The sequence below is a fragment of the Sphingobium sp. genome, from assembly GCF_003248505.1.
Classification (GTDB): domain Bacteria; phylum Pseudomonadota; class Alphaproteobacteria; order Sphingomonadales; family Sphingomonadaceae; genus Sphingobium.
Genome location: NZ_QFOA01000046.1, coordinates 1 through 26,242, shown reverse-complemented (window position 1 = coordinate 26,242; position 26,242 = coordinate 1). Strand labels below are relative to the sequence as shown.

Sequence of the window (26,242 nt, the reverse complement as noted above, 5' to 3'; positions counted from 1 at the left end):
ATAGGCCAGCATTTCGGCGGAAAGGTGGTGCGCGGTGGCCTGATGCACGGAAAGACATCGCCGGTGACGCATGATGGGACGGGCCTTTTCGCAGGCCTGCCTTCCCCCTTCACCGCGACACGCTATCACTCGCTGATCGTGGAGGACATCCCGCAAACGCTGGTTGTCAACGCAACGAGCGAGGACGGTTCGGTCATGGCGTTCCGTCACGCGACCCTGCCGATCCATTCGGTGCAGTTCCACCCGGAAAGCATCGCGACCGAACATGGGCACGACATGCTGGCCAACTTCATGGCCATTGCGGGCCTGCCCGTGCGTGAGCGCGCAGTCGCCTGAGCGGCTCTTGGCGCTCGACTCGACGCCAGCGACTTGGCAAAGGCGAACGCGATGACCAGCCTGCCCGATCCTTCGACGCCGCTCTCCGACGAAGCGGCGGCTCACGCCTTCGACCTGTTGTTCGACGCCGACCTGCCCGAAGACCGGATTGCAACCTTCCTCGTCGCGATGGCGCGCCGGGGCGAAACCGCGACCGAGATCGCCGCAGCCGCCCGCGCCATGCGCGCACGTATGATTGCCGTTAAAGCGCCGCCCGGCGCCATCGACGTATGCGGCACCGGCGGCGACGGGCATCATACGCTCAACGTCTCTACAGCTGTCTCACTCGTTGTCTCAGCGGCGGGGGTTCCGGTCGCCAAGCACGGCAATCGTGCGGCCTCGTCCAAGGCGGGCGCAGCCGACACGCTCGAAGCGCTGGGGCTCGATCTCGACAAGGCGGCCGCCACAGCGCAGGCGACGCTGGACGACCTTGGCATCTGTTTCCTGTTCGCCCAGAATTACCATCCCGCGCTCAAGCGCCTCGCCCCCATCCGCCGGGCAATCGGTGAGCGTACGATCTTCAACCTCATGGGGCCGCTCGCCAATCCGGCGCGGGTCCGCCGTCAGCTCGTCGGCATTGCGCGGCCAGCCTATGTGCCGATCTATGCGCAGGCACTGGCGCAGTTGGGCGTGGACCGGGCGATGATCGTTTCGGGGGACGAAGGGCTGGACGAACTGTCGCTCGCGGGCGGCAATGACGTGGCCGAAGTCACAGGCAACGGCGTGGTCGCCATGCGTCGCCTGGCCGGCGGCGATCTTGGCCTGGCAACACATCCTGTTTCCGCGATCCGGGGCGGCGACGCCGCGCACAATGCCGCCGCGATGCGCGCGCTGCTTTTGGGCGAGCATGGACCCTACCGAGACGCGGTTCTGCTCAATGCCGCTGCCGCGCTGCTTGTGGCGGGCGCGGTCGAGACTCTGGCCGAAGGGGTGGAGGAAGCCGCCGAAACCATCGATCGCGGCCTTGCCAACGCGCTGCTCAATTGCTGGATAGCCTATTCATGAACAAGCTCATCGAAATCTGCGACTTCAAGCGCGAGGATGTCGCTCGGCGCAAGTCAGCGACCAGCGTTGCGGCGCTTCAGGCCCGCGCTGCCGGTCAGACCCCGCCTAGGGGGTTTCGCCACGCGCTCGACCGGGCAGCGCAACAAGGGTTTGGCCTGATTGCGGAAGTCAAGAAAGCCAGCCCGTCCAAAGGCCTCATCCGCGCCGACTTCGATCCGCCCGCCCATGCCGCAGCCTATGCGCGGGGCGGCGCGGCCTGCCTGTCGGTATTGACCGACGAACCTTATTTTCAGGGCCATGACGACTATCTGGTCGCCGCCCGCGCCGCCTGTCCGCTGCCCGTGCTGCGCAAGGACTTTCTGGTCGATCCGTGGCAGGTGCTCGAAAGCCGGGCGCTGGGCGCGGACGCGATTCTCATCATCGTCGCCGCACTGGAAGACACCCAAATGCGCGAGATCGAGGATGCGGCGATCGGGCTCGGTATGGATGCCTTGATCGAGGTGCATGACGAGCATGAATTGGAGCGCGCATTGACGCTCCGATCACGCCTCATCGGCGTCAACAATCGCGATCTGCGCGATTTCAGCGTAGACTTCGCGCGCACATACGACCTAGTGAAAAAAGCGCCCGAAGGATGCACCTTCGTCGCGGAAAGCGGGCTTACTGGCCATGCGGACCTTGCCGCCATGGCCGATCATGGGGTGCGCTGCTTCCTCGTTGGCGAAACGCTGATGCGGCAGGACGATGTCGAATCGGCCACGCGCGCGCTGCTGACCGGCGCATGAGCAACGGCCTCACACATCTGGACGCGGACGGGGCGGCGCGCATGGTCGATGTGTCGGAGAAAGCCGTCACAACGCGCGAAGCCGTCGCATCGGGCCGCATCGCAATGAGCGCGCGGGCGCTGGAAGCGATCCGCGACGGCCTCGTTAAGAAAGGCGATGTCCTTGCGGTCGCACGCGTGGCAGGCATCATGGCGGCCAAGCGCACGGCCGACCTCATTCCGCTCTGCCACCCCATCGCTTTGAGCGCCGTCACGGTCGACTTCGAACTGGTCGAGGACGGCGTCACGGTTCGGGCGACTGCCCGCACGGCGGGCCAGACGGGCGTAGAGATGGAAGCATTGACCGCCACATCCGCCGCCTTGCTGACCATCTACGACATGGCCAAGGCGCTGGATAAGGGCATGGTCATCGGTGACATTCGACTAGAAACGAAGACCGGCGGCAAGTCGAGCGACTGGACCCGCAGCGCATGAGCCTGTTGCCGGTGGCCGAGGCGCAGGCGAGGCTGTTCGCGATGGCGACCCTGCTTCAGGAAGAAACCGTGCCGGTCGTGGACGCTGTGGGTCGGTGGATGGCGCAGGACCTGACGGCGCGACGGGATCAGCCATGGGCGGCGCTGTCGGCCATGGACGGCTACGCGGTCCGTGCGTCGGAATATCCCGGCCCTTGGCGCGTGACACGGGAAAGCTCCGCAGGCGGCGCGCTTCCTAGTGCACTCGGCACCGGAGAAGCGTGCCGGATCTTCACTGGCGCGCCGCTGCCCATGGGCGCCGACGCGATCCTGATCCAGGAAAATGCGCTGCCGGACGGGGCGCATATAAGGGCCGGCCCCGACCCACTTCCCGCGGGCAAGCATGTCCGCGACGCCGCGTCCGATTTCGCGTCAGGCGCTGTTCTGCTGAAGGCCGGGGCGGCGATTGGCGCTTCGCAGGCGGCGGTCGCGGTCCTGGGCGGGCATGACCGACTGCCGGTGCGCCGTCGCGTCAAGGTTGCCATCCTGTCGACGGGCAACGAACTCGTCCCGCCCGGTACCCCTGCCCCGCCTGGCTCGCTACCGGCATCGAACGGCCCGATGCTCGCCGCCATGCTTGCGAACCTTCCGTGCGAAATCATCGACCTCGGCATCGTGCCGGACGATCTGGCGGCCATTACGGCAGCCTTCGGAAAGGCACAGGTCGCCGATATCGTCGTGTCCACAGGCGGGGCGTCGGTAGGCGATCACGATCTCGTTCGTCCCGCCTTCGAGCAGGCCGGGGGTTCCCTCGATTTCTGGAAGATTCGGATGAGGCCCGGGAAGCCGTTGATGGCCGGCCGGATGGGCACAACATCGTTCCTCGGTTTGCCGGGCAACCCGGTGTCAGCATATGTGACCGCCATTCTCTTCCTTCTGCCTCTCGTTCGGAGGATAAGCGGCGCAGCCCATCCCCTTCCCCATATGTTGGAGGCAAAGCTGGCGTCCTCCCTGCCGCAAGTAGGCGACCGCGACGACTATCTCAGGGCCTACCGGCAGGACGGCGGGATCGTTTCGGTCACTTCGCAGGATAGCGCAGCGACCGCAGCGCTCGCCCTTGCCGATTGCCTGATCGTACGTGCCGCCGGAAGCGCGCGTGCGGAACCGGGCGATCGTGTTTCCATCATCCCGCTATAAGGGCGCCTCAGCAAAACTGCTGCTCGCCGGGGGCAAAATTATACCGTTGCTCGTCGCCCATCTGATGGTCGAGCGGTCTGAACGGTCGATCGCTCACCTTGTTTTTGCGCCTCACGTCGCGGCTGGGCATTTGCTTGCGGTCTCCCGGCATATCTCTCTCCTGCGCCGATCGGTGGTCGGTCGTCATCCGCGAACGTCGATCATGAAAATCCGTTCCGGCAGAGTTGCTGTTCTCGCTTGACGAGCCTCTATGTGTTTCCTATGCGTTCCTCATACGTTCCATGGAGGACCGACGCGATGTTGACACCCAAACAGCAGGAATTGCTGAGTTTCATCCAGAACCGTCTGGAGGAAGGCGGTGTGTCGCCCTCGTTCGAGGAGATGAAGGACGCCTTGGACCTCCGGTCCAAATCCGGCATCCATCGCCTGATCAACGCACTTGAAGAGCGTGGCTTTATTCGGCGCCTTCCCAATCGGGCGCGGGCGCTGGAAGTGCTGAAGCTACCCGAGGCGATGCATCGTGCGCCGGTGCCTTCTATCGCACCCAAAGCGAAGACGCCCGCAACCCTTCCTATGGCCGCCAACGATGTGGTGGAAATCCCCTTGCACGGGCGGATCGCGGCGGGCGTGCCGATCGAGGCGATGGAGGGGCAGAATATGCTCTCCGTGCCTGCGGCACTTCTGGGGGGCGGCGACCATTATGCGCTCGAAGTCTCCGGCGATTCGATGGTGGAAGCGGGGATTCTCGACGGTGATTTCGCCTTGATCCAGCGAACCGATGTCGCGCGGGAGGGGCAGATCGTAGTGGCGCTGATCGACGATCACGAAGCGACGCTTAAATATTTCCGCCGCGACGGCACACGCGTGCGGCTCGACCCCGCAAATGCCGCCTACGAGCCGCAGCTCTACGATTCGCGGCAGGTGCGCATTCAGGGCAAGCTAGCGGGGCTGCTGCGCCGGTATAATTGAAGACGACTTCCGCCAGGCACAGTGGGCGCGATCCAAGGGTGGGCGTCGCCGGGGCGGATGACAGTCCGGACCTTTCCGGCGCGCAGGTCGATGGAAAGTCCCCCCGTTTTACGGAGCAAGCGGCTATCGGCCTTTAGCCAGCGGGGACGGCACCAGCCTGGCAAACGACGGTCGCTGACGATGATGTCGGCGGCACCACATTCCTTTTCGAACTGGGGCCGGTCCACCTGCATTCTGCTGCGAGTGAAAAGTAGCCGCCAGATGCGCCCGCCGCGCGGCAGGCGCATTGCGCACAGATCGGTGGAGCATCGCGCGGCGGGGTGATCGGCCAGCGACGCAAACTTACCGTCGAAACCCGCGCTTTCTGACAGGCTGTCCCGGACATAGTCGCCTGCCCTATCGCGCAGGATCACCATGCCGTCCGAAGTCCGCACCGCGACATGTCGCCCATCGCCCGTTATGAAGAGATCGGGCGGTGACGCAAACAGCGCTGTCGCAACGGCTGCGGCCAAGGGCGGCGCCCCCCACCACCGCATCCGCCCGCGCCATAGCAGTATCCATAGCAATCCCGCCATAGCGAAACCGAATGTCGCGGCACCTGTCGTCGGCGCCTGCATCGTCGCCATCGGACTGCTTGCCACCCCGTGCGCAATCAAAAGCAGCAGATCGAGTGCTTTCTGCGTCAGCCACCAGAAGGGCGCGCCTGCCCCTATCACATCCAACAACAGCGCTGCAGCTTCCAGCGGCATGACGACGAATGTCGTAAGAGGAATGGCGACGATGTTCGCAAACGCCCCGAGCAGCCCCGCCTTATGAAAATGAAAGAGCGCGATCGGCATCAGCGCCACTTCCACCACGAAACCGGTCGCCAGCGTGACGACCAGCATCCTTGCGACCTTTTGCCAGCGACGCTCGTCCCGCGCCGCTGCAAACGCGCGGAAGCGGCGATGCTCCCCCAAGGCCACAAGCGCGGTGACGGCCATAAAACTCATCTGGAAACTCGGCCCGACTACTGCCTCCGGCCAAAAGGCCAGCACGACCAGAGCGCCCGTTGCGACGAGCCGCAACGTGATCGCGTCGCGGCCCATGGCAAGGCCGCCCAGCACCAGCAGAGCGGCGATGCAGGATCGCACAGTAGGCACCTCGGCCCCGGTCAGCAGCGTGTAGCCGATACCGGCAAGAGCACCGCCCGCGCCAGCGATCATCATGAGCGGCCAGTCGAGCGCGGCATGGCGACTGAGCGCCAGCACTCGCATGAACAAAAAGATCACAGCGCCGATCAATGCCGTCACATGCAGGCCGCTGATGGACAACAGATGCGCCAGCCCGCTGCGCCGCATCGCGTCGGCGTCCGCGTCCGGAATCGCGCCTTGGTCCCCGGTCGCCAGAGCCGCCGCAATGCCTTCGGCGGGGCCACCGACGCGGTTGAGAATATGGTCGAACAATCTGGCCCTTAGACCCGGCCCTGCATCGGAGGGTTCGAGGACGTCAATAGGCTTGAGCGCCTTGCCGGTCGCGCCGATGCCCAGGAAATAGGCGCGGGAAGCGAAGTCATATCCGCCCGGAACGCTCGGCTGGGCGGGAGGCATGAGCCGCGAGCGGAAACGAACGACCGCGCCTGCCCCGAGCCCTGCCGGTTTGTCGCCGTCCGGGATATTAACGCGAATCGTTTCGGGGAGATCCGGCCTGTCGATGGGACGAATCGTCGCGCGCACCATCGCCTGTGCTGGAACGGGCCGCACCGACTGCACCGTTCCTGTTACCTGTGTGAAGACGGGACGCGCCAGCGGCGGCTGCCCCAAGATAGCCGCCTTGCCCCATATCAGGACACAACCCAAAGCGGCCACCATGCCACCTGCGATGCACATCTGCCTGACGCGCGTGCCGGTGGGCAGAAACGCCGCTCCACATACCAGTGCCATCGTCAGGCAGCAAAAGGCCAGCCAGTGAGCGGAACCGGGTAGCAAGAACCACGCAGAAATCCCCACAGCCAGCGCGACCGGTGCCCAAAGACCGATCTGTTCACGCTCACGCTCCAGCATGTTTTCGAGCAGTGCGAACATATGCCCAGCCGCCCGCGCAACCCCGCCCGCAAGGGAGGTTTGTCGTGGGGCAAAAGCCATGCTAGGGGGCGTCGCATTCATGTGTCAGCAAGGCGAATGTCGAAGATTATGACGACGAGTGCAACGGGAATGAACAAGGCAGTCGTGACCCGTTTTGCGCCATCCCCTACCGGCTTTCTGCATATCGGCGGCGCGCGCACCGCACTTTTTAACTGGCTGTTCGCTCGGCACCATGGTGGCAAGTTCCTGTTGCGTGTCGAGGATACGGATCGCGCCCGGTCTACCGATACGGCGGTGGCGGCGATCTTCGACGGCCTCGAATGGTTGGGCCTTGCCGGTGACCAACCGGCGGTATTCCAGTTCGAGCGCACGCCGCGCCACGCCGAAGTCGCGCATCAGCTGCTGAGCGCAGGGCATGCCTACAAATGCTTCGCCACGCCGGAGGAACTCGCTGAACTGCGCGAACAACAACGCGCCGCCAAGCAACCGCTGCGCTACGACGGACGCTGGCGCGACCGCGATCCATCCGAAGCGCCCGAAGGTGCTCCGTTCGTCATCCGAATCAAAGCGCCGCGCGAAGGCGAGACGGTGATCGAGGACGCCGTTCAAGGCCGCGTAGTCGTGCAGAATGTCGAACTGGACGACATGATCCTGCTGCGGTCGGACGGCACCCCCACCTATATGCTGGCGGTCGTTGTCGACGATCACGACATGGGCGTTACCCACGTCATCCGCGGCGACGATCACCTCAACAACGCGTTCCGTCAACTGACCATCATCAAAGCGATGGGATGGGAAGAGCCGGTCTACGCGCATATCCCCCTAATACACGGGGCGGACGGAGCGAAGTTGTCGAAGCGGCACGGCGCCCTCGGCGTCGATGCCTACCGCGACGAGATGGGAATGCTTCCGGAAGCGGTGCTGAATTATCTGCTGCGACTGGGCTGGGGACATGGCGATGAGGAGATCATCCCGATCGACCGCGCCATTATGTTGTTCGACATTGACGGCGTAGGCCGTTCGCCGTCGCGGTTCGATATCAAGAAGCTCGAAAATCTCAACGGCCATTATCTCCGCGAGGCGGACGACGCGAGGCTTGCCGCACTGGTCGCGCCACGGATCGAGGCATGGTCGGGGATGACGTTGGGCGACGCGGATCTGGCGCTGCTCGGCCAGGCAATGCCGCAGCTCAAACCGCGCGCGAAGACGCTGGTCGAAATCGCGGAGGGAGCTCAGTTTCTCTTCAAGAGCGTGCCGCTCGATTTTGACGAGAAGGCGTCCGCTCTGCTAGACGAACCCGCGCGCGCGCTGCTCGCCAAGACGGCCGACGCTCTGCAACCCGTTCAGTCCTGGACGGTTGAGGCGATCGAAGATGCTATTCGCTGCGTGGCGGAGGATGCCGGTCTGGGGCTGGGCAAGGTGGCACAGCCGTTGCGGGCGGCGCTTACCGGGCGCACCGTCTCGCCGGGTATTTTCGATGTCCTCTTCCTACTTGGAAAAGAGGAGAGCTTGGAACGATTGGCTGCGGCAGGGCACGCGGTGGCCGGTTGATGGCAATCAAGGAGAACAACATGTCCGATAACAAAGCCAGTTTGACCATCGGTGAAAAGAACCAAGATTACGCCATCATGGATGGCACCGTAGGACCGCAGGTCATCGACGTTCGCAAGCTTTACGCGAACACGGGCATGTTCACCTACGACCCAGGTTTCACGTCGACCGCTAGCTGCGAATCCGGCCTCACCTATATCGATGGCGACGAAGGCGTTCTGCTTCATCGCGGCTATCCCATCGGTCAGTTGGCCGAACAGTCGAGCTTCATGGAAGTCTGCTATCTGCTGCTGAACGGCGAATTGCCGTCGAAGACGGAGCTGGAAGACTTCACCACCACGATCACGCGCCATACCATGGTGCACGAACAACTGACCGCCTTCTTCCGGGGTTTCCGCCGCGATGCGCACCCGATGGCGATCATGGTTGGTGTCGTGGGTGCGCTGTCGGCATTCTATCATGATTCGACGGACATCAACGACCCGGCACAGCGCCGCATCGCAAGCCACCGCCTGATCGCCAAGATGCCGACGATCGCGGCCATGGCCTACAAATATTCGGTGGGCCAGCCCTTCGTCTATCCGCGCAACGACCTCAGCTACACCGCCAACTTCCTGCGTATGACCTTTTCGGTCCCGGCAGAGGAATATGTGGTGGACCCGGTCATCGCGGATGCGATGGACAAGATCTTCATCCTGCATGCAGATCACGAACAGAATGCATCGACATCGACCGTTCGTCTCGCCGGCTCGTCGGGCGCGAATCCCTTTGCCTGCATCGCAGCCGGCATCGCCTGCCTTTGGGGTCCGGCGCATGGTGGCGCAAATGAAGCAGCGCTCAACATGCTGCGGGAAATCGGAACGGTGGACCGCATTCCCGAATATATCGCCCGCGCCAAGAACAAGGACGATCCGTTCCGCCTGATGGGCTTCGGTCACCGCGTCTATAAAAATTACGACCCCCGCGCGACGGTGATGCAGAAAACCGCGAAGGACGTTCTGGAGAAGCTGGGCGTCGACGATCCTGTGTTCGACGTTGCCAAGGAACTGGAGCAGATCGCGCTCAACGATCCCTATTTCGTCGAGAAGAAGCTGTATCCCAACGTCGATTTCTATTCCGGCGTTATCCTGTCGGCAATCGGCTTCCCGACCGAGATGTTCACGGTGCTCTTCGCGCTTGCCCGCACCGTGGGTTGGGTCGCGCAATGGAACGAGATGATTTCCGACCCAGCGCAGAAGATCGGTCGCCCGCGTCAGCTTTATACTGGCCCGACGCAGCGGGACTATGTGGCGGTCGACAAGCGCTGATCCGGCGAACCGTCGATTTGTATGAGAACGGCGCCCATGTGGCGCCGTTTTTTATGCTGGCATGCCGTAGGAAATGTGCGCCTCCCGCACGGCCCGATCAAATGCCGCCCGGCGTGACCCCCCAGCCACCTTCGTCCAGCGCCTGGCTCAAATGCGCCACGCAGGCGTCCAGCGCAGCCTGATCGGTCGACCGCACGACGAAGTTGGCCCCGGTGCGCCCCTCCCGGAAAAAGGGATAACTGCCGATCTGGCAATCCCCGTGCGCCTTTTCCGCTCCGCGCAGCAAATCCGCCACTTCGCTTTCCGCGACCCAACAGCCGATCGTCGCCGAAAGCAGCGGCAAGCCGCCCTCCAGCGTGCCGGTCAAAGCGTCGAGCATGCCCGCTGTGATGTGCGGCACGCCCGCCATGATGAAGATATTGCCATGCCGTATTCCAGGCGCGCCCGACATCCGGTTTTCGATCAGCGTCGCGCCTTCGGGCACGCGGGCCATTCGCAGCCGCGCTTCGGTCAGGCCGCCGCGCGTTTCGTAATAACGCTCCAGCACCGATCGCGCTTCGGGATGGACGACAACTTCGACGCCAAGCGCCGACGCGATTGCATCGACCGTGATGTCGTCATGCGTGGGACCGATACCGCCGGTGGTGAACAGATAATCGTTGCGCGCTCGCAGCGTGTTGACCGCTTCCACGATCGCTTCGGTGACATCGGGCACGACACGGACTTCGCGCAGGCGGATACCCTGCACGTTCAGCCACGCTGCAATCTGCGCGATATTCTTGTCCTGCGTCCTCCCGGAAAGAATCTCGTCTCCGATGACGGTCAGCGCTGCGGTCCAGATGCGGTTCGGGTCGGCCATGCCCTGCCCTTTACCGCGCGCGGCGAGCCGTGCCTAGCACCTCTCGCAATATGCACGGCGACGCCCTATAATCGCGCTATGACAGACTATATGACGATGACGGCGGATACGCCGGTGACGCGCTCCGCTGCAATCAAGCTGTATGACGAAGCAGGCTTTGCGGGCATGCGCAAGGCGGGCCGTCTCGCCGCCGAGATTCTCGATGCCCTTGCGCCGCATGTGGTGCCGGGCGTGACCACGGGCGAGTTGGACGACATCGTTCGCCGCATGACCCTGGATGGTGGCGGCGTGCCAGCGACCATCGGCTACCGCGGCTATACCCATAGTTGCTGCATCAGCCTCAACAACGTCATCTGCCACGGCATTCCGGGCGATTATCGGCTGAAGGACGGCGATATCATGAATATCGACGTGACCCCGCTGGTCGATGGGTGGCACGGCGACAGCAGCCGGATGTATGTGGCCGGGGAAACCTCGATTAAGGCGCGCCGCCTGATAGAGGTGACCTATGAGTGCCTGATGCTGGGCATCGAGCAGGCGAAACCCGGCAATCACCTCGGCGATATCGGCTATGTCATACAGAGACATGCAGAGCGGCATCGCTATGGCGTGGTGCGCGACTTTTGCGGTCACGGCCTGGGCCGCGTGTTCCACGACAGCCCCGAAGTCGTCCATGTCGGCCGGCCCGGAACCGGCCCCGAACTGCGACCCGGCATGTTCTTCACCATCGAACCCATGATCAACATCGGCAAACCCGGCGTGAAGATGCTGGACGATGGCTGGACCGCCGTCACGCGCGACCGGTCGCTGTCCGCACAGTTCGAGCATAGTATCGGCATTACCGAAACAGGATGCGAAATCTTTACCCAAAGCCCGACTGGACTGAATTGCCCGCCTTACGCCGCGTGACACCATTCTTGCTGCTTAAAAAACAGGCAGCATGTCATGAAGTTGCCCGCAATGCAGGCAATATGGACAAAGATTGCTGCATCGCCGAAAGCATGGCCTAGCGATTCGCCAATTGGCACGGTAATTGTTTAGTAAGGATGGACGGCGTTGCTTAGGGGGCATCATGATCGTCTGTTTGAAGCCGGTTCGGCGGTTCGCACCGCTACCGCGACGAGCGTCATGGGTTGGGATGTGAAGTGATGAAAAAGATCGAAGCGATCATCAAGCCGTTCAAGCTGGACGAGGTGAAGGAAGCGCTGCACGAAGTGGGCGTATCCGGCATCACTGTGACGGAAGCGAAGGGCTTCGGTCGTCAGAAGGGCCACACCGAACTTTATCGCGGAGCAGAATATGTCGTCGACTTCCTGCCCAAGGTGAAGCTGGAAGTCGTGGTCGACGACAGCCTCGCCGACCGCGTCGTCGAAGCGATCAGCGCTGCGGCCCAGACCGGCCGGATCGGCGACGGCAAGATTTTCATTTCCCATATCGAGGGTGCCGTGCGCATCCGGACCGGCGAACGCGACAGCGACGCCATCTGATCCTGTTACCGCTGCCGGCTTGCAGGGGGCCGGCGACCTGCAACTTCCACGACCCCTTCGGGGGGGTTCCTTATGAAAGAAGGGCAATTGCACATGGCCAACACGCCAAAAGACATCCTGAAGATGATCGAGGAAAAGGAGATCGAGTGGGTCGATGTCCGTTTCACAGATCCTAAGGGTAAGTGGCAGCACCTCACCATGGTGTCGAGCGTGCTTGGCGAAGATGAGCTGACCCAGGGTCTGATGTTCGACGGCTCGTCGATCGAAGGCTGGAAGGCGATCAACGAGTCGGACATGATCCTCAAGCCCGACCTCGACGCCGTTTATGTCGATCCGTTCAGCGCGACGCCGATGCTCATCATCTTCTGCGACATCGTGGAGCCGGACACCGGCGAACTCTACAGCCGCGACCCCCGCTCGACCGCCAAGCGCGCTGAAGCCTTCGTGAAGTCCGCCGGGTTCGGCGACACCGTCTATGTCGGCCCGGAAGCCGAGTTCTTCATGTTCGACGATGTGCGGTTCGAAAACGACTATTCGCAAAGCTATTTCAAGATCGACGACATCGAATTGCCGACCAACACCGGCAAGGAATATGAGGGCGGCAATCTTGGCCACCGTCCGCGCGCCAAGGGCGGTTATTTCCCCGTCGCGCCGGTCGACCCGTGCACCGACATTCGCGCTGAAATGGTTTCGACCATGCTCGAAATGGGCCTGCCCTGCGACAAGCATCACCACGAGGTCGCCGCGGCCCAGCACGAGCTCGGCCTGACCTTCGGCACGCTGGTCCAGACCGCCGACCGGATGCAGATTTACAAATATGTCGTGCAGATGGTGGCACAGGCTTACGGCAAGACCGCGACCTTCATGCCCAAGCCCATCGCGCAGGACAATGGCAGCGGCATGCACACGCATATGTCGATCTGGGAAGGCAGTAAGCCGCTCTTTGCCGGCGACGGCTATGCGGGTCTGAGCGACACCTGCCTCTATTTCATCGGCGGCGTCATCAAGCACGCGAAGGCACTCAACGCCTTCACCAACCCGACCACCAACAGCTACAAGCGCCTGGTCCCGGGCTTCGAAGCGCCGGTGCTGCTCGCCTATTCGGCGCGCAATCGTTCGGCCTCCTGCCGGATTCCCTACGGTGCCGGAGCCAAGGCAAAGCGCGTCGAATTCCGCTTCCCCGACGCGATGGCGAACCCCTATCTCTGCTACGCCGCGCTGCTGATGGCGGGTCTCGACGGGATCGAAAACAAGATTCATCCGGGTGCCGCGATGGACAAGAACCTCTACGATCTGCCGCCCGAAGAATTGAGCCAGGTGCCGACTGTCTGCGGTTCGTTGCGTGAAGCGCTGAACAGCTTGGAAGCCGATTACGAGTTCCTGCTGAAGGGCGATGTTTTCACCAAGGACCAGATCGAAGCTTATATCGAACTCAAGTGGCCGGAAGTCTATCGCTGGGAAATGGCCCCGTCGCCGGTTGAATTCGACATGTATTACAGTTCCTGATCGCCGTCAGGACAAACGTGAAAAAGCCCGGTCGCAGCGATGCGGCCGGGCTTTTTCGTGATGGAAATGCGACAGCGACGTAGACAGCTGAACGCGTTTTACAAATGCTGGCCCCAGTCAGCTACGGTCGGGAATCGACGCACCAAAGAGCAACACCGGTTCGCCCGGCGGGGACAGCGCGATTTCGCCTTTCGCACTCAGCACGAGCTGACGGATCATCCAGGCGGCGGCGGTCCGCGACGCCAGCCCTTCGACCGGCAGCGTTCCCGCCAGTGCGGCACGCAGATCGGGATCGAGCACGACCTTGGGGCCTTCGGCGCGGACCACGATTTCCGTGACGCCGGGCCGCGTTTCTGCGCCGATGTCGAGCTGTCCGCCGCGCACCAGCGCGTCGCCCGCAATGAGCGCAAGATTGAGGAGGATTTTGGCGGCGAGCTTGTCAAGAAGCTGCTCCTCCACGAGCCACCCGACCTTGACCCTGCCTGCCGTCGCGAACATGCCCTCAATCGCGACGCGCGCCTCATGCGGGGGCACCGCGTCGCCGAACCCACCCGCCGAACCGAAAGCGAGGCGGAAGAATTTGAGCTTGTTCGCCGAAGTCCGCGCGCTGTCCGACAGAAGCTCCAGGCAGCGGGCGCGCATTTCCGGATCGGTTTCATCCGCCATCAACTCCAGCCCGTTGTTGAGCGCGCCCACGGGGCTGAGCAGATCATGGCACAGGCGCGAGCAGAGCAGGCTGGCAAATTCGATGCTGTCGGTCGGATGGGTCATGCGGTTTGGGATCACCGGATAATTGGAAAAACACTGTCTGGCTAATGCGCTGCCCGGTTCGACTATGCAACCCCGGCTCGCCGCCTTTGCGTCACCGGCTGTCCAACGTTATCGATGCGAAACGGACCTTTCCCGCCTCCCCCGCTTCGGCCCGCCACAAGGTAGCCTGCCCACCCCCGACGATCAGCCAAAGGCTTCCGTCCGGCGATGCACTGGCGACATCGGTGGCAGAAGGTAGGGCAATGCCGGATGGATGGGAATGATAATGGCCCAGCACGGACGCACCGCCTTCCCGCGCCGCGCGATGCGCCGCGATCAGTGTGGCGGGGTCGATTTCGAAATGGCGAGCGCGGTCGGCGGCGACGTTGGGTGCTGGGTGCACTTCGGCGATGTCCATTCCTTCCCCCAACAGCAAGCCGCAAATCTCTTCCCCGCTAACCGCCGCCGCAGTCATGATTTGTTCCAGTGTCGTCCTTGATATTCTGGCCCGCATTCCTACATGCATAGCCCATGGGTTCGGGGGTTTCCATCATCGAAGCGTCGATCGGCGAGGCGCAGCATGGGCTGCGGCTGGATCGGGCGCTTGCCGACCTGATGCCCGAATTGTCGCGCGAGCGGCTGAAGGCGCTGATCGCCGAGGGGCATGTGCGCAGCGAACAGCCGGGCCGGATCGCCGGGTCGATGAAAGTCGCGGCAGGCCAGTCCTATCTCATCGCCGTCCCGGAAGCCGCGCCGCTCGATACGGTGGCGCAGGATATCCCGCTGACTGTCGTGTATGAAGACACGGACCTGATCGTCGTGGACAAGCCTGCCGGCCTTGTCGTCCACCCCGCCGCCGGCAATCTCGACGGGACGCTGGTCAACGCGCTGCTGCATCATTGCGCGGGGCAGTTGTCCGGCATCGGCGGCGTGGCGCGACCGGGCATCGTCCATCGCATCGACAAGGACACGTCGGGCCTGTTGGTGGTCGCAAAGAACGACCGGGCGCATGAAGGGTTGGCGCGCCAGTTCAAGGATCACAGCATCGACCGTCTGTATGCCGCGATCGTCTATGGCCACCCCCTGCCCGCCAAGGGAACCGTAGAGGGCTGGATCGGTCGATCCGACGCCGATCGAAAGAAGATGGCGGTTCATCGGGAAGGACGCGGCAAACATGCCGTCACCCATTATCGCATCGAGGAGCGGTTGCGGGGCGCGGCGATGGTCGAATGCCGGCTGGAAACCGGGCGAACCCATCAGGTGCGGGTTCACCTTACACATCTGGGTCACCCCTTGATCGGCGATCCGCTTTACGGTAGAGAAAGAAAAGGTTTCAAAACGATACTGGAAACGCTGGGTTTCAAAAGGCAGGCATTGCACGCCAAAACGCTGGGGTTCATACATCCTTCGACGGATAAGCCCCTTATGTTCCAAAGTGCATTACCGACCGATATGCAGGAACTGTTAAGCGCGCTTCACGTATAGGTTGAGACAAGTTTGCGACGGCGTAGCGATGCCTCTTCTGGGTCCCGCCGCGCATGAAAGGGAAAGGTGACGACATGGCCAAGAGCAATGTCCCTGCGGTTCCGGCGCTGGGCGGTGAAGCCAGCCTCAACCGCTATCTGTCGGAAATCCGCAAATTTCCGCTGCTGACCCCAGAGCAGGAATATATGCTGGCGAAGCGCTATCAGGAACATCAGGATCCTGAGGCTGCGGCGCAGCTGGTGACGTCGCACCTGCGGCTCGTGGCAAAGATCGCCATGGGGTATCGCGGCTACGGCCTGCCGGTCAGCGAACTCATCAGCGAAGGCAATATCGGCCTCATGCAAGGCGTCAAGAAGTTCGAGGCCGATCGCGGCTTCCGCCTTGCAACCTACGCGATGTGGTGGATCCGTGCGTCCATCCAGGAATTTATCCTGCGGTCATGGAGCCTCGTGAAGATGGGGACGACCGCTGCGCAGAAGAAGCTGTTCTTCAACCTGCGGCGGATGAAGAACAATATCGAAGCGTTCGAGGACGGTGACCTGCGCCCCGAGGATGTCGCCAAGATCGCCAAAGATCTGGGCGTTTCCGAAGACGACGTGATCTCCATGAACCGCCGCATGGCGATGGGCGGCGATACGTCCCTCAACGTTCCCATGCGCGAGGATGGCGAAGGGCAATGGCAGGATTGGCTCGCCGACACCGATCCGCTTCAGGATGAACGCGTGGCGGATGAGCAGGAAAAGGTCTTGCGTCACGACATGCTGGTCGAGGCGATGGACGACCTCAACGATCGTGAGAAGCATATTCTGGCGGAGCGGCGGTTGGCCGAAGAACCCAAGACGCTGGAGGAACTGAGCCAAGTCTATGGCGTCAGTCGCGAGCGGGTTCGACAGATCGAGGTTCGGGCTTTCGAGAAGCTGCAGAAAGCGATGATGCGGATTGCAGGTGACCGATTGGGCCGGATGGCGAAGCTTGCTGCGGCCTGACACCCAGCCTGTTTTAGCGTGCGGAGGCCCCGGAGAAATCCGGGGCTTTTTCTTTGCCTGCTCGCCCGGCTTGAACCCGATGGCGGAGGCGCGTTACCACAGGCCATGACCGTCAAGACCGCTCCCCGCCGCCGCCGTTGGATATGGCTGCCCGTCAAGCTGTTGCTGGGCTTTGTGGCCCTGTCCCTGCTCATGGTGCTAATTTACCGCTTCGTGCCCCCGCCCGTGACATGGACGATGCTGTTCGATCCCAACGGCATCACCAAGGACTGGACGCCGTTGGAGGACATCGACCCCAACATGCCGCGCGCGGCGATCGCCGGGGAGGACAGCAAATTCTGCTCTCACCACGGGTTCGATGTCGATGCCATCGCCAAGGCCGCCGTTCACAATGCCAGTGGCGGGCGCATTCGAGGCGGATCCACCATCAGCCAGCAGACCGCAAAGAACGTGTTCCTCTGGCAGGGCGGCGGTTTTGTGCGCAAGGGGCTTGAGGCTTGGTTCACCCTGTTGATCGAAGCGGTGTGGGGGAAGCGGCGGATCATGGAAGTCTATCTGAACGTCGCGGAAACCGGCATCGGTACCTATGGCGTGCAGGCAGGCGCCCTCCGTTACTTCCACCATGGCGCCGCACGGCTGACCCGCGCGGAGGCTGCGAGGATCGCCGCCGTCCTTCCCCTTCCCAAGAAACGAGCCGCCATTGCGCCGAGCGGCTTTACGCGGCGGTACGGTGACACCATCGCGCGCCGCATCGGGGTGATAGAGCGCGATAGGCTGGACCGTTGCCTACGCTGATCGATCCTACGGTTTGCCTTACGAAAAAGGGCGGGGATCGCTCCCCGCCCTTTCGTTTGTCTGTGACGGATGCGCCTCAGAAAGTGAAGCGCGCACCCACGCGGATCGTGTAGAGCGACTGACGCGAATAGATCGTGTCGGTCGGAGTATTGGTCGGCGCGGAGTAGCGATACTGCGCGCAAGCCTGACCGGTGTTCGCCGTCTGCTGCGCTCCCGTCGGGGCCGTGCCGGTTGCGACCGGAGTCGTGAGGCACTGAGCGCGAACCGCGATCACATTGTACGGGAAGGTATATTCGCGGATCTGACCCCACTTCTTGTTCAGGAAGTTCGTGAAGTTTTCGATATCCGCGAACAAGGTGATCCGCGAGTTGCCAAGGCCTGTCGGGATTTCCTGGTCGACGTGAAGATCGATCTTCGTGAACCACTTGGAATTGAAGGCGTTGCGCGGTGCGATCCCGCCACGGAACTTGCCCAGCTTCGTGCTGGCGATCAGGCCGTCCAGATAGGTCTGGGTGGCGGCGCTGTCATAGGACACAAGCGGATCGTTCGGACCGGTCGGCACATAAAGCAGGTAGCGCGAATTCGAACCGGTCGTGCCGAAGATAGCGCTACGGTTCTGGGACGTGTCCTGCATCGTGTAGCTGTAAGGGCGGCCGATGCGCGTTTCGCCGAAGAGCGAGAAGTTGGTCTTATAGTCACCGAAGAACGCGTGGCTGAAGTTCACGCGATATTTGATGTTGTGCTTCACTTCATCGTTCGACGTGCCAAGCGCCGCGCCATTGGCGTCGAGGAACGCGCCATTGGCATAGTTGGACGATGCCGTCGACGAGGTCGCAGGGGCCTGGTCCGTGATATCCTGCCAAGTGTAGCTGACGCCGAGGTTCAAACCGAAATCGAAGCTCTTGTCGATCCGGGCCACCCCGACATAGCTGCGGCCCTTGGTCGTGTTGGTCAGGAACAGGTCGTTGTTGGCGTCGCCGAAGTTTGTGACCGACGCATAGCGGACGCGGCCATCGGGAGTGCGCAGCGCGGTCGGCACGACGCGAAGGTCGGTGAAAAACACCTGGTTGCGAACCGCCGAATAGAAGAAGTCGGCGCCGAAGTTCCAGCCATTGCCCAGGAACGTGTCCTGCGGAGCCCAGTCCGCAGACAGAGTGGCGCGCCACTGCGAGGGAACCTTGAACTTGTGATCCAGCGCGTTGGTGGGCGCGGTGACAGACGAGGCTGCATTGGTCACCAATGCGTTACCGGCGGCCGGGATCGTGGCACCGTTCACATTGCTCAGGACCGCGTTGCCGGTCGGTACGTCGGCACCGGTGATGCTGCCATCATTATTGCGACGCACGTCGATGGCATTCGACAGGAATCCGGTGTTCGAGAAGCTGTTCGAGACATAAACGTCCGGCGAGCCGCCCGCGAAAATACCGCCTCCGCCACGGATCGTGAGGCTGCTCGTCGGCTTGAAATCGATGCCTACGCGTGGCTGGAAGATACCGCGACCGTCGATATATGCGGTGTTCGAGAAACCGTAGCGATTGACGAAGTTCTGGTTGACCTCCGGACGGCTGTCACCGCCATAGATATCGTAGCGGGCACCATAGGCCAGCGTCAGCTTTTCGTTGATGCGCCAGGTGTCCTGGATACCGAAGGTGAAAGTCTGATAGCGGAAGCGCGCAGCGGCATCGTCCGGATTCAGCGACGGCACGGCATTTTGATACCGGAAGCGCTGTGCGTTACCTGCCTGGAAGTCGGCGATCGAGTCGAAATAATAGTCGCCCGCCGTCCGCTGAAGGAAGAGGTTGAAGATCTTCGTGTCGGAGAACTCGCCGAACACGCGCAGATCGTGATCGCCACGCGTCAGGCGACCGACGAGCGAACCGCCATATGTGCGGCTGGTCAGCGCGTTGGACTGACGCGAAATATCGGGACCGAAGCTGACCGAGCCGAAGCCCGGCTGGCAAGAAGTCGACGCGCCAGCGCCTGCCGAACCGGGATTGGAGCGATCCGAAGTCGGTGCCGTGCAGACCTGGAACTGCGCGAAGCCACGGCCCATCACCGGGTCCTGCCCACGCTTGTAATCCTTGTAGAAGGCGCGGACTTCGGTCGAAAATTCGTCGGTCCAGTCGGAATTGAGCTGGAAAACACCGGTGTGCAGGCGATTGGACGAGATGTAACCGTTGGATGCGAGGCCCAAGCCCGGATTACCGGTGGCGAAGGTGTTCTGGTTAAACTGGATCGAATCCTTGGTATACATGTATGTCAGCGACGCGCGCTGCGTATCCGAAAGGTTGGCGTCGAGGCGCGCCACCAGACGGTCGTCCCGGTCGTTGCTGTTGTTCAGAATGCCGCCAGTATCGTAGCCGTAGCGCGACTGGGCGATGTCGCGGATCTGCTGAACCTGCGCGTCGGTGATATTGGGGATGACGGTGCCGGCGTTGTTGCCCGCAGTGCCTTCCGCGATTGGCGTGCCAGCACGGATACGCTCGCCCGCGACCATGAAGAACAAGCGATCCTTGATGATCGGGCCGGACAATTCCGCGCCATAGTTCTTGAACTCGAAGTTGGGCAACGTAACGCGGCCTGTGGGCACGCCGGGGCCTGCCTTCGTCTTCTTGCCGGTCAATTCGTCGGACGAGTAGGCGTAGAAGCCTGTACCGTGGAATTCGTTGGTGCCCGACTTCAGAATGGCGTTGATCGCGCCGCCCTGGAAGTTGCCTTCGCGCACGTCGTAGGGCGCGACCTTGGTCTGGAACTGCGCGATGGCGTCGAACGGAACGGGCGAACGGCGGGTCGGCAGACCATCCGGGTTCAGGCCGAAATTGTCGGTGACGGGAACGCCGTCGATCGAGAAGCGGTTGTAACGTGCGTTCTGGCCGGCGAAGGACACGGCACGACCGCCGGTGGGGGTGTCATCCAGGCGCGCGAAGGGGTCGCGGCGCATCAGGTCGCGGACGTCGCGGTTGAGCGATGCGACCTGCGCGATGTCGGTGGCGGTCAGGACCGTGGTCGGACCCGACGACTTGAGGCCTGCGCCCTTGACGCTCGATGCGGTAACGATGATCGCGTCGCCGCCGCTTGCCAATTCGATCGGCAGTTCGAACGGCTGCGACACGACGGTGAAGATATCGGTGACATCGGTGTTCTCATAACCCGATGCGGCGACGCGGACGGTGAAGGGGCCGCCGACGCGCAGGCCCGTTGCGTTGAACGCGCCGTTGGCTCCGGTCGTCGCATTCACGGTCGTGCCCGACGGGATATGCGTAATGGTGACCGTCGCTCCAGCGACCGGTGTGCCTTCGGCAGTGACTGTGCCTCGGATCGAGGATGTGGTTTCCTGCGCATGCGCCGGTACGACCATGGCGGCGGTCATGCCGATGGAGGCGGCCCCCGCCGCCAGCAAAATCTTCAGATGCTTCATGTGACCCTGTTTCCCTTTAGAAGAGCGCCGTGCGAGCGCTCCGACCTCTTTGCCCCAATCGAGCCTTGCCGACCTTTGGCGGCTTCTGGCGACACCCCTGTGATGCTCCGATTGCATTTTTGTTACAACGGATCGTGCTCTTTGTCATAATGTGTCGGTCACGTCGCCGCGATACGATCCAGTCTGCGTGGTTTGCCCACAGAGCCTTGAATTTTGGCCATTTAGAGGGCCTTTTTATGCCCAGTTATACAGTGGTGCAATTTTGCAACGCGGCTGGAATTTTTGTGCGGCGCACGCTTGCCATACGAAAAGGGGCCGGCGTTGCCGCCGACCCCTGTTCATTTTGTTCCGAGATGTTCTCAATCAGGCGGCGTCTTCAGCCCGCTTTTCCTTCTCGCTAAACACGCGGATCGGTTCCTTCGTGCCTGCGACAACATCCTTGTCCACAACCACTTCGCCCACACCTTGCATCGAAGGCAGGTCGAACATGGTGTCGAGCAGGATCGCTTCCAGAATGGAACGTAGGCCGCGAGCACCGGTCTTCCGCTCAATCGCCTTCCGGGCAATTGCCGTCAACGCGTCGTCGGTGAAATTCAACTCGACATTCTCCATGTCGAACAGCTTTGCATATTGCTTCACCAGCGCATTCTTGGGCTCGACAAGGATTTTGACGAGCGCTGTGACGTCCAAGTCTTCCAGCGTCGCAATGACAGGCAAACGTCCGACAAATTCAGGGATGAGCCCGAATTTCAGAAGATCCTCCGGTTCGCTCTGACGCAGCAGCTCGCCGGTGCGGCGTTCTTCGGGAGCGGCGACATGGGCGCCGAAACCGATCGACTTGGCTTCCAGACGATCGCCGATGATCTTTTCCAACCCGGCGAAAGCCCCGCCGCAGATGAAAAGGATGTTGGTAGTATCGACCTGGAGAAACTCCTGCTGCGGATGCTTGCGTCCGCCCTGCGGCGGAACCGACGCAGTCGTGCCTTCCATCAGCTTCAGCAGGGCCTGCTGAACGCCCTCCCCCGACACGTCCCGCGTGATAGAGGGGTTTTCCGCCTTCCGGCTGATCTTGTCGATCTCGTCGATATAGACGATGCCGCGCTGCGCCTTTTCGACATTATAGTCGGAGGCCTGCAAAAGTTTGAGAATGATGTTTTCGACGTCCTCGCCGACATAGCCCGCTTCCGTCAGCGTCGTGGCGTCCGCCATGGTGAAGGGCACGTCGAACGTCTTGGCAAGCGTCTGTGCCAGCAACGTCTTACCGCAGCCCGTGGGACCGACGAGCAGGATGTTGGACTTCGCCAGTTCCACTTCACCAGGTTTCGAGCCATGGTTGAGACGTTTGTAATGATTGTGCACCGCCACCGACAGAACACGCTTGGCGCGGTTCTGGCCAATGACATAGTCGTCCAGCACATCGCAGATTTCCTGCGGTGTGGGCACGCCGCCGTCCTTCCGACCGACAAGACCACCCTTGGTCTCCTCCCGGATGATGTCGTTGCACAACTCCACGCATTCGTCGCAGATGAACACGGTCGGTCCCGCAATCAGCTTCCGCACCTCATGCTGCGATTTGCCGCAGAAGGAGCAGTAAAGCGTGCTTTTCGAATCGGAACCGGTAAGCTTAGTCATTCGCCATTCTCTCTCCCTTCCCGTCACGGCAGTATGCCGCCCATGGGGAAGGATTTGCTGGTGCAAAGGGCATCCTAGACTGCGGCACGCCCCTTTCACAAGGGTGATAGTGGCGCACCGCGGTAAAGAACCCCTTTAGCCGTCGGTTGTTTCAGCCAAAACGGGACGGCGATCGAACACTTCGTCGACGAGGCCGAAGGCCTTCGCCTCGTCGGCTTCGAGGAAGGTGTCGCGATCCATCGCCCGCTCGACCTCTTCCAGGCTCTTGCCGGTATATTTGACATAAAGGTCGTTCAGACGGCGGCGGATGCGCAGGATTTCCTTGGCCTGGATCTCGATATCGGACGCCATGCCCTGCGCACCGCCCGAGGGCTGGTGTATCATAATCCGACTATTGGTGGTCGCAAAGCGCATGCCCGGCTCACCAGCGGCGAGAAGGAAACTCCCCATAGATGCGGCCTGCCCTACGCACAGAGTGCCTACCTTGGGCCGGATATATCTCATGGTGTCGTGGATCGCCATGCCCGCCGTGACGACGCCGCCGGGCGAATTGATATACATCCAGATGTCCTTCTTCGGATTTTCCGATTCCAGGAACAGGAGCTGGGCGACGATCAGCGAAGCCATGTGATCTTCCACCTGGCCGGTGACGAAGATGATCCGTTCCCGCAACAGGCGCGAATAGATGTCGAAGCTGCGTTCGCCGCGGTTCGACTGTTCGATGACGATGGGGACCAGCGCGGCCATGGGGTCGGACATGATATCGGTCATTTTGCTCTTTTCCGGGTGATTGCTTTTGCCCACGCCCTACATCGGGACAAAAGAGGAATGGTTCAAGAGGGAAGAGGGACAGTCAGCTTCAGTCCCGCCGCGCGAAATCGGAAGGGGCGCGAACCGTGAGATAGGCAAGCCGCCGCACCTCTCGCCGTCCGCGCACGACCGTGTCGAGGATGAGGCCGCACATGATCGAGAGGGTGGAAAGGATCATGAGGCCCGTCACCAGGATGGCGGTCGGGAAACGCGGCACGAGGCCGGTATGGAGATAGGTGACGACGAGCGGCGCCGCCAGCCCCAGCGCCAGTGCGGTAAGGAAGGCGGAAATGATGCCGAAAAACAGAATGGGCCGCTCGATGCGATAGAGCGTGATGATCGTGCGCAGGATACGCCAACCGTCGCGATAGGTGGAAAGCTTGCTCTCCGATCCTTCCGGACGCGCACCGTAGCTGGTCATCACCTCTGCGACGGGCATGGCAAGCTCAAGCGCATGGACGCTGATTTCGGTCTCGATCTCAAATCCTGCGGACAGCACGGGGAAACTTTTCACGAACCGGCGCGAAAAGACGCGGTAGCCCGACAGGATATCGCTGAAACTGCGCCCGAACAGCTGTTTCAGCAGGCCGGTGAGCGCCCAGTTGCCGAAGCGATGGCCGCGCCGGTAGGCCGCTTCCACCTCGTCCCTGCGGCACCCCACAACCATGTCCAGATTGTCCGCGAGCATGGCATCGACCATGCGCGGGGCGGCGGCGGCTTCGTACGTGGCATCGCCATCCGCCATGATATAGATGTCGGCGTCCACGTCGGCGAACATGCGTCGCACGACATGGCCCTTGCCCTGCTGCGCGACGCGGCGGACGATGGCCCCTGCCCCGGCGGCCAGATCGCGACTGCCATCGGTTGAATTATTGTCGAAGACATAGATTTCGGCCTGGGGCAGCGCGCGGCGGAAATCCTCGACCGTCTTCACGATAGCCCCGGCTTCGTTATAGCAGGGCAGGATTACCGCAACGCGAGGCCCCACGGTTAGGGGTGCCGCATCCGTCCCCTCGCTGGCCGCTAGCGGAAATTCTTTCATGATCGACGCGTCCCCCGCTCTCATGCCGCAGCCATGGAGCATCATTCCTAACATATCGTCTGCCACGCCTTCCCGAAATTGAAAAGCGCCCGCACTTCATGGCGAAGGCGAGCGCTTTCTCATGCGACAGGTCGGGAACCGATCACTCGGCCTTGGCGGCGGCCTTCTTGGGGGCGGCCTTCTTCTTGGGCTTTTCCTCGGCGGCGGCGTCTTCCGCTACCGGTGCGTCCTTCTTGGCCGCAGTCTTCTTGGCGGCAGGCTTCTTCGCCGAAGCGTCCTCGCCCTCGACCGCCGGATCGGCTTCAGCCTCGGCAGGTTCCGCACCCTTCTTCTTGGGTGCTGCCTTCTTCGCCTTGGGCTTATCGTCATGATCGTCGTGATCATGGCCGCAGTCGGGGCCATGGACGTGGGGCTTCAGATCGCCGTCTTCCGCCTCGATCGCGGCTTCCAGCTCTTCACGGCTGACGGTGCGGTCGGTCACTTCCGCCTTGTCGAACAGGAAGTCGACGACCTTGTCCTCATAAAGAGGCGCACGCAGCTGAGCGGCGGCCATCGGGTCCTGACGGACATATTGCACGAAGCGTTCGCGGTCCTGCGGGCTGTACTGCTGCGCAGCCTGCATGATGAGACGGTTCATTTCCTGATCGGAAACGGTCACGCCATTGGCCTGACCGATTTCAGACAGCAGAAGGCCAAGGCGAACGCGACGCACGGCAATGGCGCGATAGTCGTCCTTCTCCGCTTCCATTTCCTTCAGCGCCGCTTCGGGATCTTCCTCATGCCCGGCTTCGTGCTGAAGCTGCGCCCAGATCTGCTCGAATTCCGCGTCGACCATGCTCGGCGGCACATCGAAATCATGAGCGGCGGCAAGCTGGTCGAGCAGCTTGCGCTTCATATAGGTGCGGGTGAGCCCGTTATGCTCCTGCTCGATCTGGCCCTTGAGCAGTTCCTTGAGCTTGTCGAGACCTTCAAGACCGAGCGATTTGGCGAATTCGTCGTCCAGCTTGGGCTTGTCGGCGTCGAGGATCGACTTGACGGTGATGTCGAAGGTTGCGTCCTTGCCCGCAAGGTGCGCAGCGCCGTAATCTTCGGGGAAAGTAACGGTGATCGTCTTTTCCTCGCCCTTCTTGACGCCGGTGAGCTGTTCCTCGAAGCCGGGAATGAACTGGCCCGCGCCGATCGTGAGCTTCACGTCCTGCGCGCTGCCGCCCTCGAACGCCTCGCCGTCGATCTTGCCGACGAAATCGATGGACAGCGTATCGCCGTCCTTGGCCTCATGGTCGGCGGGATGCTCCTCCAGGGCGCCCTGCTGGCTCGCGATCCGACCGGCGGCTTCGGTCACCTTGTCTTCGGGCACTTCGGCGGTCAGGCGCTCGAGCTTGAGGCCCTCGATGCTGGGCGTTTCGATTTGCGGCAGCACCTCGAGAGCGACCTTGATCTCCGCGTCCTTGCCGAACTCGAAATTCTCGTCCAGCTCGACCGACGGCTGCATCGCGGGACGCAGTTTCTGGTCGGCGATCAGGCGCTGGATGCTTTCCTGGATCGAATTGTTGAGCGCATCGCGCTGAAGGCTTTCGCCGTGCATCTTTTTGACGAGGTTAGCGGGCACCTTGCCGGGACGGAAGCCGGGCATGCGGACCTGCGGGGCAATCGCCTGCACTTCCTTTTCCACGCGGGCGTCGATATCCTTCGACGTGATGGTCACGGTGTAGGCGCGCTTCAGGCCCTCGTTCAACGTCTCGACAGTCTGCATCTCTTCTCTCAAACGC

24 protein-coding genes are annotated in these 26,242 nt (G+C 62.1%); 14 read left to right on the top strand and 10 right to left on the bottom strand.

What is annotated here, in order from left to right; genetic code table 11:
* The 5 genes from DI606_RS13570 to DI606_RS13550 all read left to right on the top strand — a co-directional run.
* On the top strand, positions 1-336 hold a 336-nt coding region (locus DI606_RS13570), incomplete at its 5' end, for an aminodeoxychorismate/anthranilate synthase component II (protein WP_293983943.1).
* 51 nt (positions 337-387) lie between these two features.
* Positions 388-1,380 (top strand): anthranilate phosphoribosyltransferase, encoded by a 993-nt coding sequence (gene trpD / locus DI606_RS13565; RefSeq protein WP_293983940.1) that lies wholly within the window; start codon positions 388-390, stop codon positions 1,378-1,380.
* Entirely contained in the window at positions 1,377-2,165 is a 789-nt protein-coding gene (gene trpC, locus DI606_RS13560) for an indole-3-glycerol phosphate synthase TrpC (protein ID WP_293983937.1), read from the top strand. Before trpD ends, trpC begins: the two co-directional genes overlap by 4 nt.
* Positions 2,162-2,638, top strand: coding sequence for a cyclic pyranopterin monophosphate synthase MoaC (gene moaC / locus DI606_RS13555; RefSeq protein WP_293983935.1), 477 nt, complete (start codon positions 2,162-2,164; stop codon positions 2,636-2,638). Before trpC ends, moaC begins: the two co-directional genes overlap by 4 nt.
* Positions 2,635-3,813, top strand: a complete 1,179-nt coding sequence (locus tag DI606_RS13550; protein ID WP_293983932.1) for a molybdopterin molybdotransferase MoeA — start codon at positions 2,635-2,637, stop codon at positions 3,811-3,813. The genes moaC and DI606_RS13550 overlap by 4 nt, the downstream gene beginning before the upstream one ends.
* Positions 3,814-3,820: 7 nt before the next feature.
* Here the strand turns inward: DI606_RS13550 and DI606_RS13545 are convergent, their stop codons facing one another.
* Positions 3,821-3,964 carry a hypothetical protein gene (locus DI606_RS13545; protein ID WP_293983930.1) on the bottom strand — a complete coding sequence of 48 codons (144 nt, stop codon included), beginning with the start codon at positions 3,962-3,964 and terminating at the stop codon, positions 3,821-3,823.
* A 146-nt stretch (positions 3,965-4,110) separates the two neighbouring features.
* Between DI606_RS13545 and lexA the strand changes: the two genes are divergently transcribed.
* Positions 4,111-4,782, top strand: coding sequence for a transcriptional repressor LexA (gene lexA / locus DI606_RS13540; protein WP_293983927.1), 672 nt, complete (start codon positions 4,111-4,113; stop codon positions 4,780-4,782).
* On the opposite strand, the gene DI606_RS13535 is transcribed toward lexA, so the two are convergent.
* A complete protein-coding gene (locus tag DI606_RS13535) occupies positions 4,743-6,845 on the bottom strand; it encodes a ComEC/Rec2 family competence protein (RefSeq protein ID WP_293983925.1) in 2,103 nt (700 codons plus the stop codon). The genes lexA and DI606_RS13535 overlap by 40 nt on opposite strands.
* Before the next feature lie 129 nt (positions 6,846-6,974).
* Here DI606_RS13535 and gltX point away from each other — a divergent pair, with 129 nt between their 5' ends.
* Together gltX and DI606_RS13525 are read left to right on the top strand one after the other, a co-directional pair.
* On the top strand, positions 6,975-8,396 hold the full coding sequence (gltX, locus tag DI606_RS13530) for a glutamate--tRNA ligase (protein ID WP_293983947.1): 1,422 nt from the start codon (positions 6,975-6,977) through the stop codon (positions 8,394-8,396).
* A gap of 20 nt (positions 8,397-8,416) precedes the next feature.
* Complete coding sequence (locus DI606_RS13525) at positions 8,417-9,703, top strand: citrate synthase (RefSeq protein WP_293983922.1); 1,287 nt, start codon at positions 8,417-8,419, stop codon at positions 9,701-9,703.
* A gap of 97 nt (positions 9,704-9,800) precedes the next feature.
* Here DI606_RS13525 and DI606_RS13520 read toward each other — a convergent pair whose 3' ends face one another.
* Positions 9,801-10,562 (bottom strand): molybdopterin-binding protein, encoded by a 762-nt coding sequence (locus tag DI606_RS13520; protein WP_293983919.1) that lies wholly within the window; start codon positions 10,560-10,562, stop codon positions 9,801-9,803.
* A 78-nt stretch (positions 10,563-10,640) separates the two neighbouring features.
* Between DI606_RS13520 and map the strand changes: the two genes are divergently transcribed.
* From map to glnA, 3 genes are all read left to right on the top strand, one after another.
* Entirely contained in the window at positions 10,641-11,471 is an 831-nt protein-coding gene (gene map, locus DI606_RS13515) for a type I methionyl aminopeptidase (RefSeq protein ID WP_293983916.1), read from the top strand.
* Positions 11,472-11,710: 239 nt separating this feature from the next.
* On the top strand, positions 11,711-12,049 hold the full coding sequence (locus tag DI606_RS13510) for a P-II family nitrogen regulator (RefSeq protein ID WP_293983914.1): 339 nt from the start codon (positions 11,711-11,713) through the stop codon (positions 12,047-12,049).
* A gap of 93 nt (positions 12,050-12,142) precedes the next feature.
* On the top strand, positions 12,143-13,555 hold the full coding sequence (glnA, locus tag DI606_RS13505; protein ID WP_293983911.1) for a type I glutamate--ammonia ligase: 1,413 nt from the start codon (positions 12,143-12,145) through the stop codon (positions 13,553-13,555).
* Positions 13,556-13,672: 117 nt separating this feature from the next.
* Here the strand turns inward: glnA and DI606_RS13500 are convergent, their stop codons facing one another.
* Together DI606_RS13500 and DI606_RS13495 are read right to left on the bottom strand one after the other, a co-directional pair.
* Positions 13,673-14,326: a histidine phosphotransferase family protein gene (locus DI606_RS13500; protein ID WP_293983908.1), complete on the bottom strand. Its 654-nt coding sequence runs from the start codon at positions 14,324-14,326 to the stop codon at positions 13,673-13,675.
* A 91-nt stretch (positions 14,327-14,417) separates the two neighbouring features.
* Positions 14,418-14,819: a M67 family metallopeptidase gene (locus DI606_RS13495; RefSeq protein ID WP_293983905.1), complete on the bottom strand. Its 402-nt coding sequence runs from the start codon at positions 14,817-14,819 to the stop codon at positions 14,418-14,420.
* A gap of 17 nt (positions 14,820-14,836) precedes the next feature.
* Here DI606_RS13495 and DI606_RS13490 point away from each other — a divergent pair, with 17 nt between their 5' ends.
* The 3 genes from DI606_RS13490 to mtgA all read left to right on the top strand — a co-directional run bounded on the left by DI606_RS13490 (position 14,837) and on the right by mtgA (position 17,571).
* Positions 14,837-15,790, top strand: coding sequence for an RluA family pseudouridine synthase (locus DI606_RS13490; protein ID WP_293983902.1), 954 nt, complete (start codon positions 14,837-14,839; stop codon positions 15,788-15,790).
* A 74-nt stretch (positions 15,791-15,864) separates the two neighbouring features.
* Positions 15,865-16,776 (top strand): RNA polymerase sigma factor RpoH, encoded by a 912-nt coding sequence (rpoH, locus tag DI606_RS13485; protein WP_293983899.1) that lies wholly within the window; start codon positions 15,865-15,867, stop codon positions 16,774-16,776.
* A gap of 105 nt (positions 16,777-16,881) precedes the next feature.
* On the top strand, positions 16,882-17,571 hold the full coding sequence (mtgA, locus tag DI606_RS13480; protein WP_293983896.1) for a monofunctional biosynthetic peptidoglycan transglycosylase: 690 nt from the start codon (positions 16,882-16,884) through the stop codon (positions 17,569-17,571).
* Positions 17,572-17,647: 76 nt separating this feature from the next.
* On the opposite strand, the gene DI606_RS13475 is transcribed toward mtgA, so the two are convergent.
* The 5 genes from DI606_RS13475 to tig all read right to left on the bottom strand — a co-directional run bounded on the left by DI606_RS13475 (position 17,648) and on the right by tig (position 26,226).
* Positions 17,648-20,989: a TonB-dependent receptor gene (locus DI606_RS13475; RefSeq protein WP_293983893.1), complete on the bottom strand. Its 3,342-nt coding sequence runs from the start codon at positions 20,987-20,989 to the stop codon at positions 17,648-17,650.
* Between the two features lie 363 nt (positions 20,990-21,352).
* The gene (clpX, locus tag DI606_RS13470) at positions 21,353-22,621 is read right to left on the bottom strand and encodes an ATP-dependent Clp protease ATP-binding subunit ClpX (protein ID WP_293983891.1); all 1,269 of its coding nucleotides are present in this window, start codon (positions 22,619-22,621) and stop codon (positions 21,353-21,355) included.
* A 135-nt stretch (positions 22,622-22,756) separates the two neighbouring features.
* Positions 22,757-23,392, bottom strand: a complete 636-nt coding sequence (gene clpP / locus DI606_RS13465; RefSeq protein WP_293983888.1) for an ATP-dependent Clp endopeptidase proteolytic subunit ClpP — start codon at positions 23,390-23,392, stop codon at positions 22,757-22,759.
* Between the two features lie 88 nt (positions 23,393-23,480).
* Complete coding sequence (locus DI606_RS13460; protein WP_293983885.1) at positions 23,481-24,473, bottom strand: glycosyltransferase family 2 protein; 993 nt, start codon at positions 24,471-24,473, stop codon at positions 23,481-23,483.
* 142 nt (positions 24,474-24,615) lie between these two features.
* Entirely contained in the window at positions 24,616-26,226 is a 1,611-nt protein-coding gene (gene tig / locus DI606_RS13455; RefSeq protein ID WP_293983945.1) for a trigger factor, read from the bottom strand.
* Between the last annotated feature and the right edge of the window lie 16 nt (positions 26,227-26,242).

Bases quoted from the DNA above. Each gene is read 5' to 3' on its own strand.
- clpP (WP_293983888.1), bottom strand. From the start codon at position 23,392: ATGACCGATATCATGTCCGACCCCATGGCCGCGCTGGTCCCCATCGTC.
- clpX (WP_293983891.1), bottom strand. From the start codon at position 22,621: ATGACTAAGCTTACCGGTTCCGATTCGAAAAGCACGCTTTACTGCTCC.
- gltX (WP_293983947.1), top strand. From the start codon at position 6,975: ATGAACAAGGCAGTCGTGACCCGTTTTGCGCCATCCCCTACCGGCTTT.
- glnA (WP_293983911.1), top strand. From the start codon at position 12,143: ATGGCCAACACGCCAAAAGACATCCTGAAGATGATCGAGGAAAAGGAG.
- DI606_RS13535 (WP_293983925.1), bottom strand. From the start codon at position 6,845: ATGTTCGCACTGCTCGAAAACATGCTGGAGCGTGAGCGTGAACAGATC.
- DI606_RS13490 (WP_293983902.1), top strand. From the start codon at position 14,837: ATGGGTTCGGGGGTTTCCATCATCGAAGCGTCGATCGGCGAGGCGCAG.
- DI606_RS13460 (WP_293983885.1), bottom strand. From the start codon at position 24,473: ATGAAAGAATTTCCGCTAGCGGCCAGCGAGGGGACGGATGCGGCACCC.
- DI606_RS13510 (WP_293983914.1), top strand. From the start codon at position 11,711: ATGAAAAAGATCGAAGCGATCATCAAGCCGTTCAAGCTGGACGAGGTG.
- DI606_RS13500 (WP_293983908.1), bottom strand. From the start codon at position 14,326: ATGACCCATCCGACCGACAGCATCGAATTTGCCAGCCTGCTCTGCTCG.
- DI606_RS13550 (WP_293983932.1), top strand. From the start codon at position 2,635: ATGAGCCTGTTGCCGGTGGCCGAGGCGCAGGCGAGGCTGTTCGCGATG.
- trpC (WP_293983937.1), top strand. From the start codon at position 1,377: ATGAACAAGCTCATCGAAATCTGCGACTTCAAGCGCGAGGATGTCGCT.
- DI606_RS13475 (WP_293983893.1), bottom strand. From the start codon at position 20,989: ATGAAGCATCTGAAGATTTTGCTGGCGGCGGGGGCCGCCTCCATCGGC.
- mtgA (WP_293983896.1), top strand. From the start codon at position 16,882: ATGACCGTCAAGACCGCTCCCCGCCGCCGCCGTTGGATATGGCTGCCC.
- DI606_RS13520 (WP_293983919.1), bottom strand. From the start codon at position 10,562: ATGGCCGACCCGAACCGCATCTGGACCGCAGCGCTGACCGTCATCGGA.
- map (WP_293983916.1), top strand. From the start codon at position 10,641: ATGACAGACTATATGACGATGACGGCGGATACGCCGGTGACGCGCTCC.
- lexA (WP_293983927.1), top strand. From the start codon at position 4,111: ATGTTGACACCCAAACAGCAGGAATTGCTGAGTTTCATCCAGAACCGT.
- rpoH (WP_293983899.1), top strand. From the start codon at position 15,865: ATGGCCAAGAGCAATGTCCCTGCGGTTCCGGCGCTGGGCGGTGAAGCC.
- DI606_RS13495 (WP_293983905.1), bottom strand. From the start codon at position 14,819: ATGCGGGCCAGAATATCAAGGACGACACTGGAACAAATCATGACTGCG.
- moaC (WP_293983935.1), top strand. From the start codon at position 2,162: ATGAGCAACGGCCTCACACATCTGGACGCGGACGGGGCGGCGCGCATG.
- trpD (WP_293983940.1), top strand. From the start codon at position 388: ATGACCAGCCTGCCCGATCCTTCGACGCCGCTCTCCGACGAAGCGGCG.
- tig (WP_293983945.1), bottom strand. From the start codon at position 26,226: ATGCAGACTGTCGAGACGTTGAACGAGGGCCTGAAGCGCGCCTACACC.
- DI606_RS13545 (WP_293983930.1), bottom strand. From the start codon at position 3,964: ATGCCGGGAGACCGCAAGCAAATGCCCAGCCGCGACGTGAGGCGCAAA.
- DI606_RS13525 (WP_293983922.1), top strand. From the start codon at position 8,417: ATGTCCGATAACAAAGCCAGTTTGACCATCGGTGAAAAGAACCAAGAT.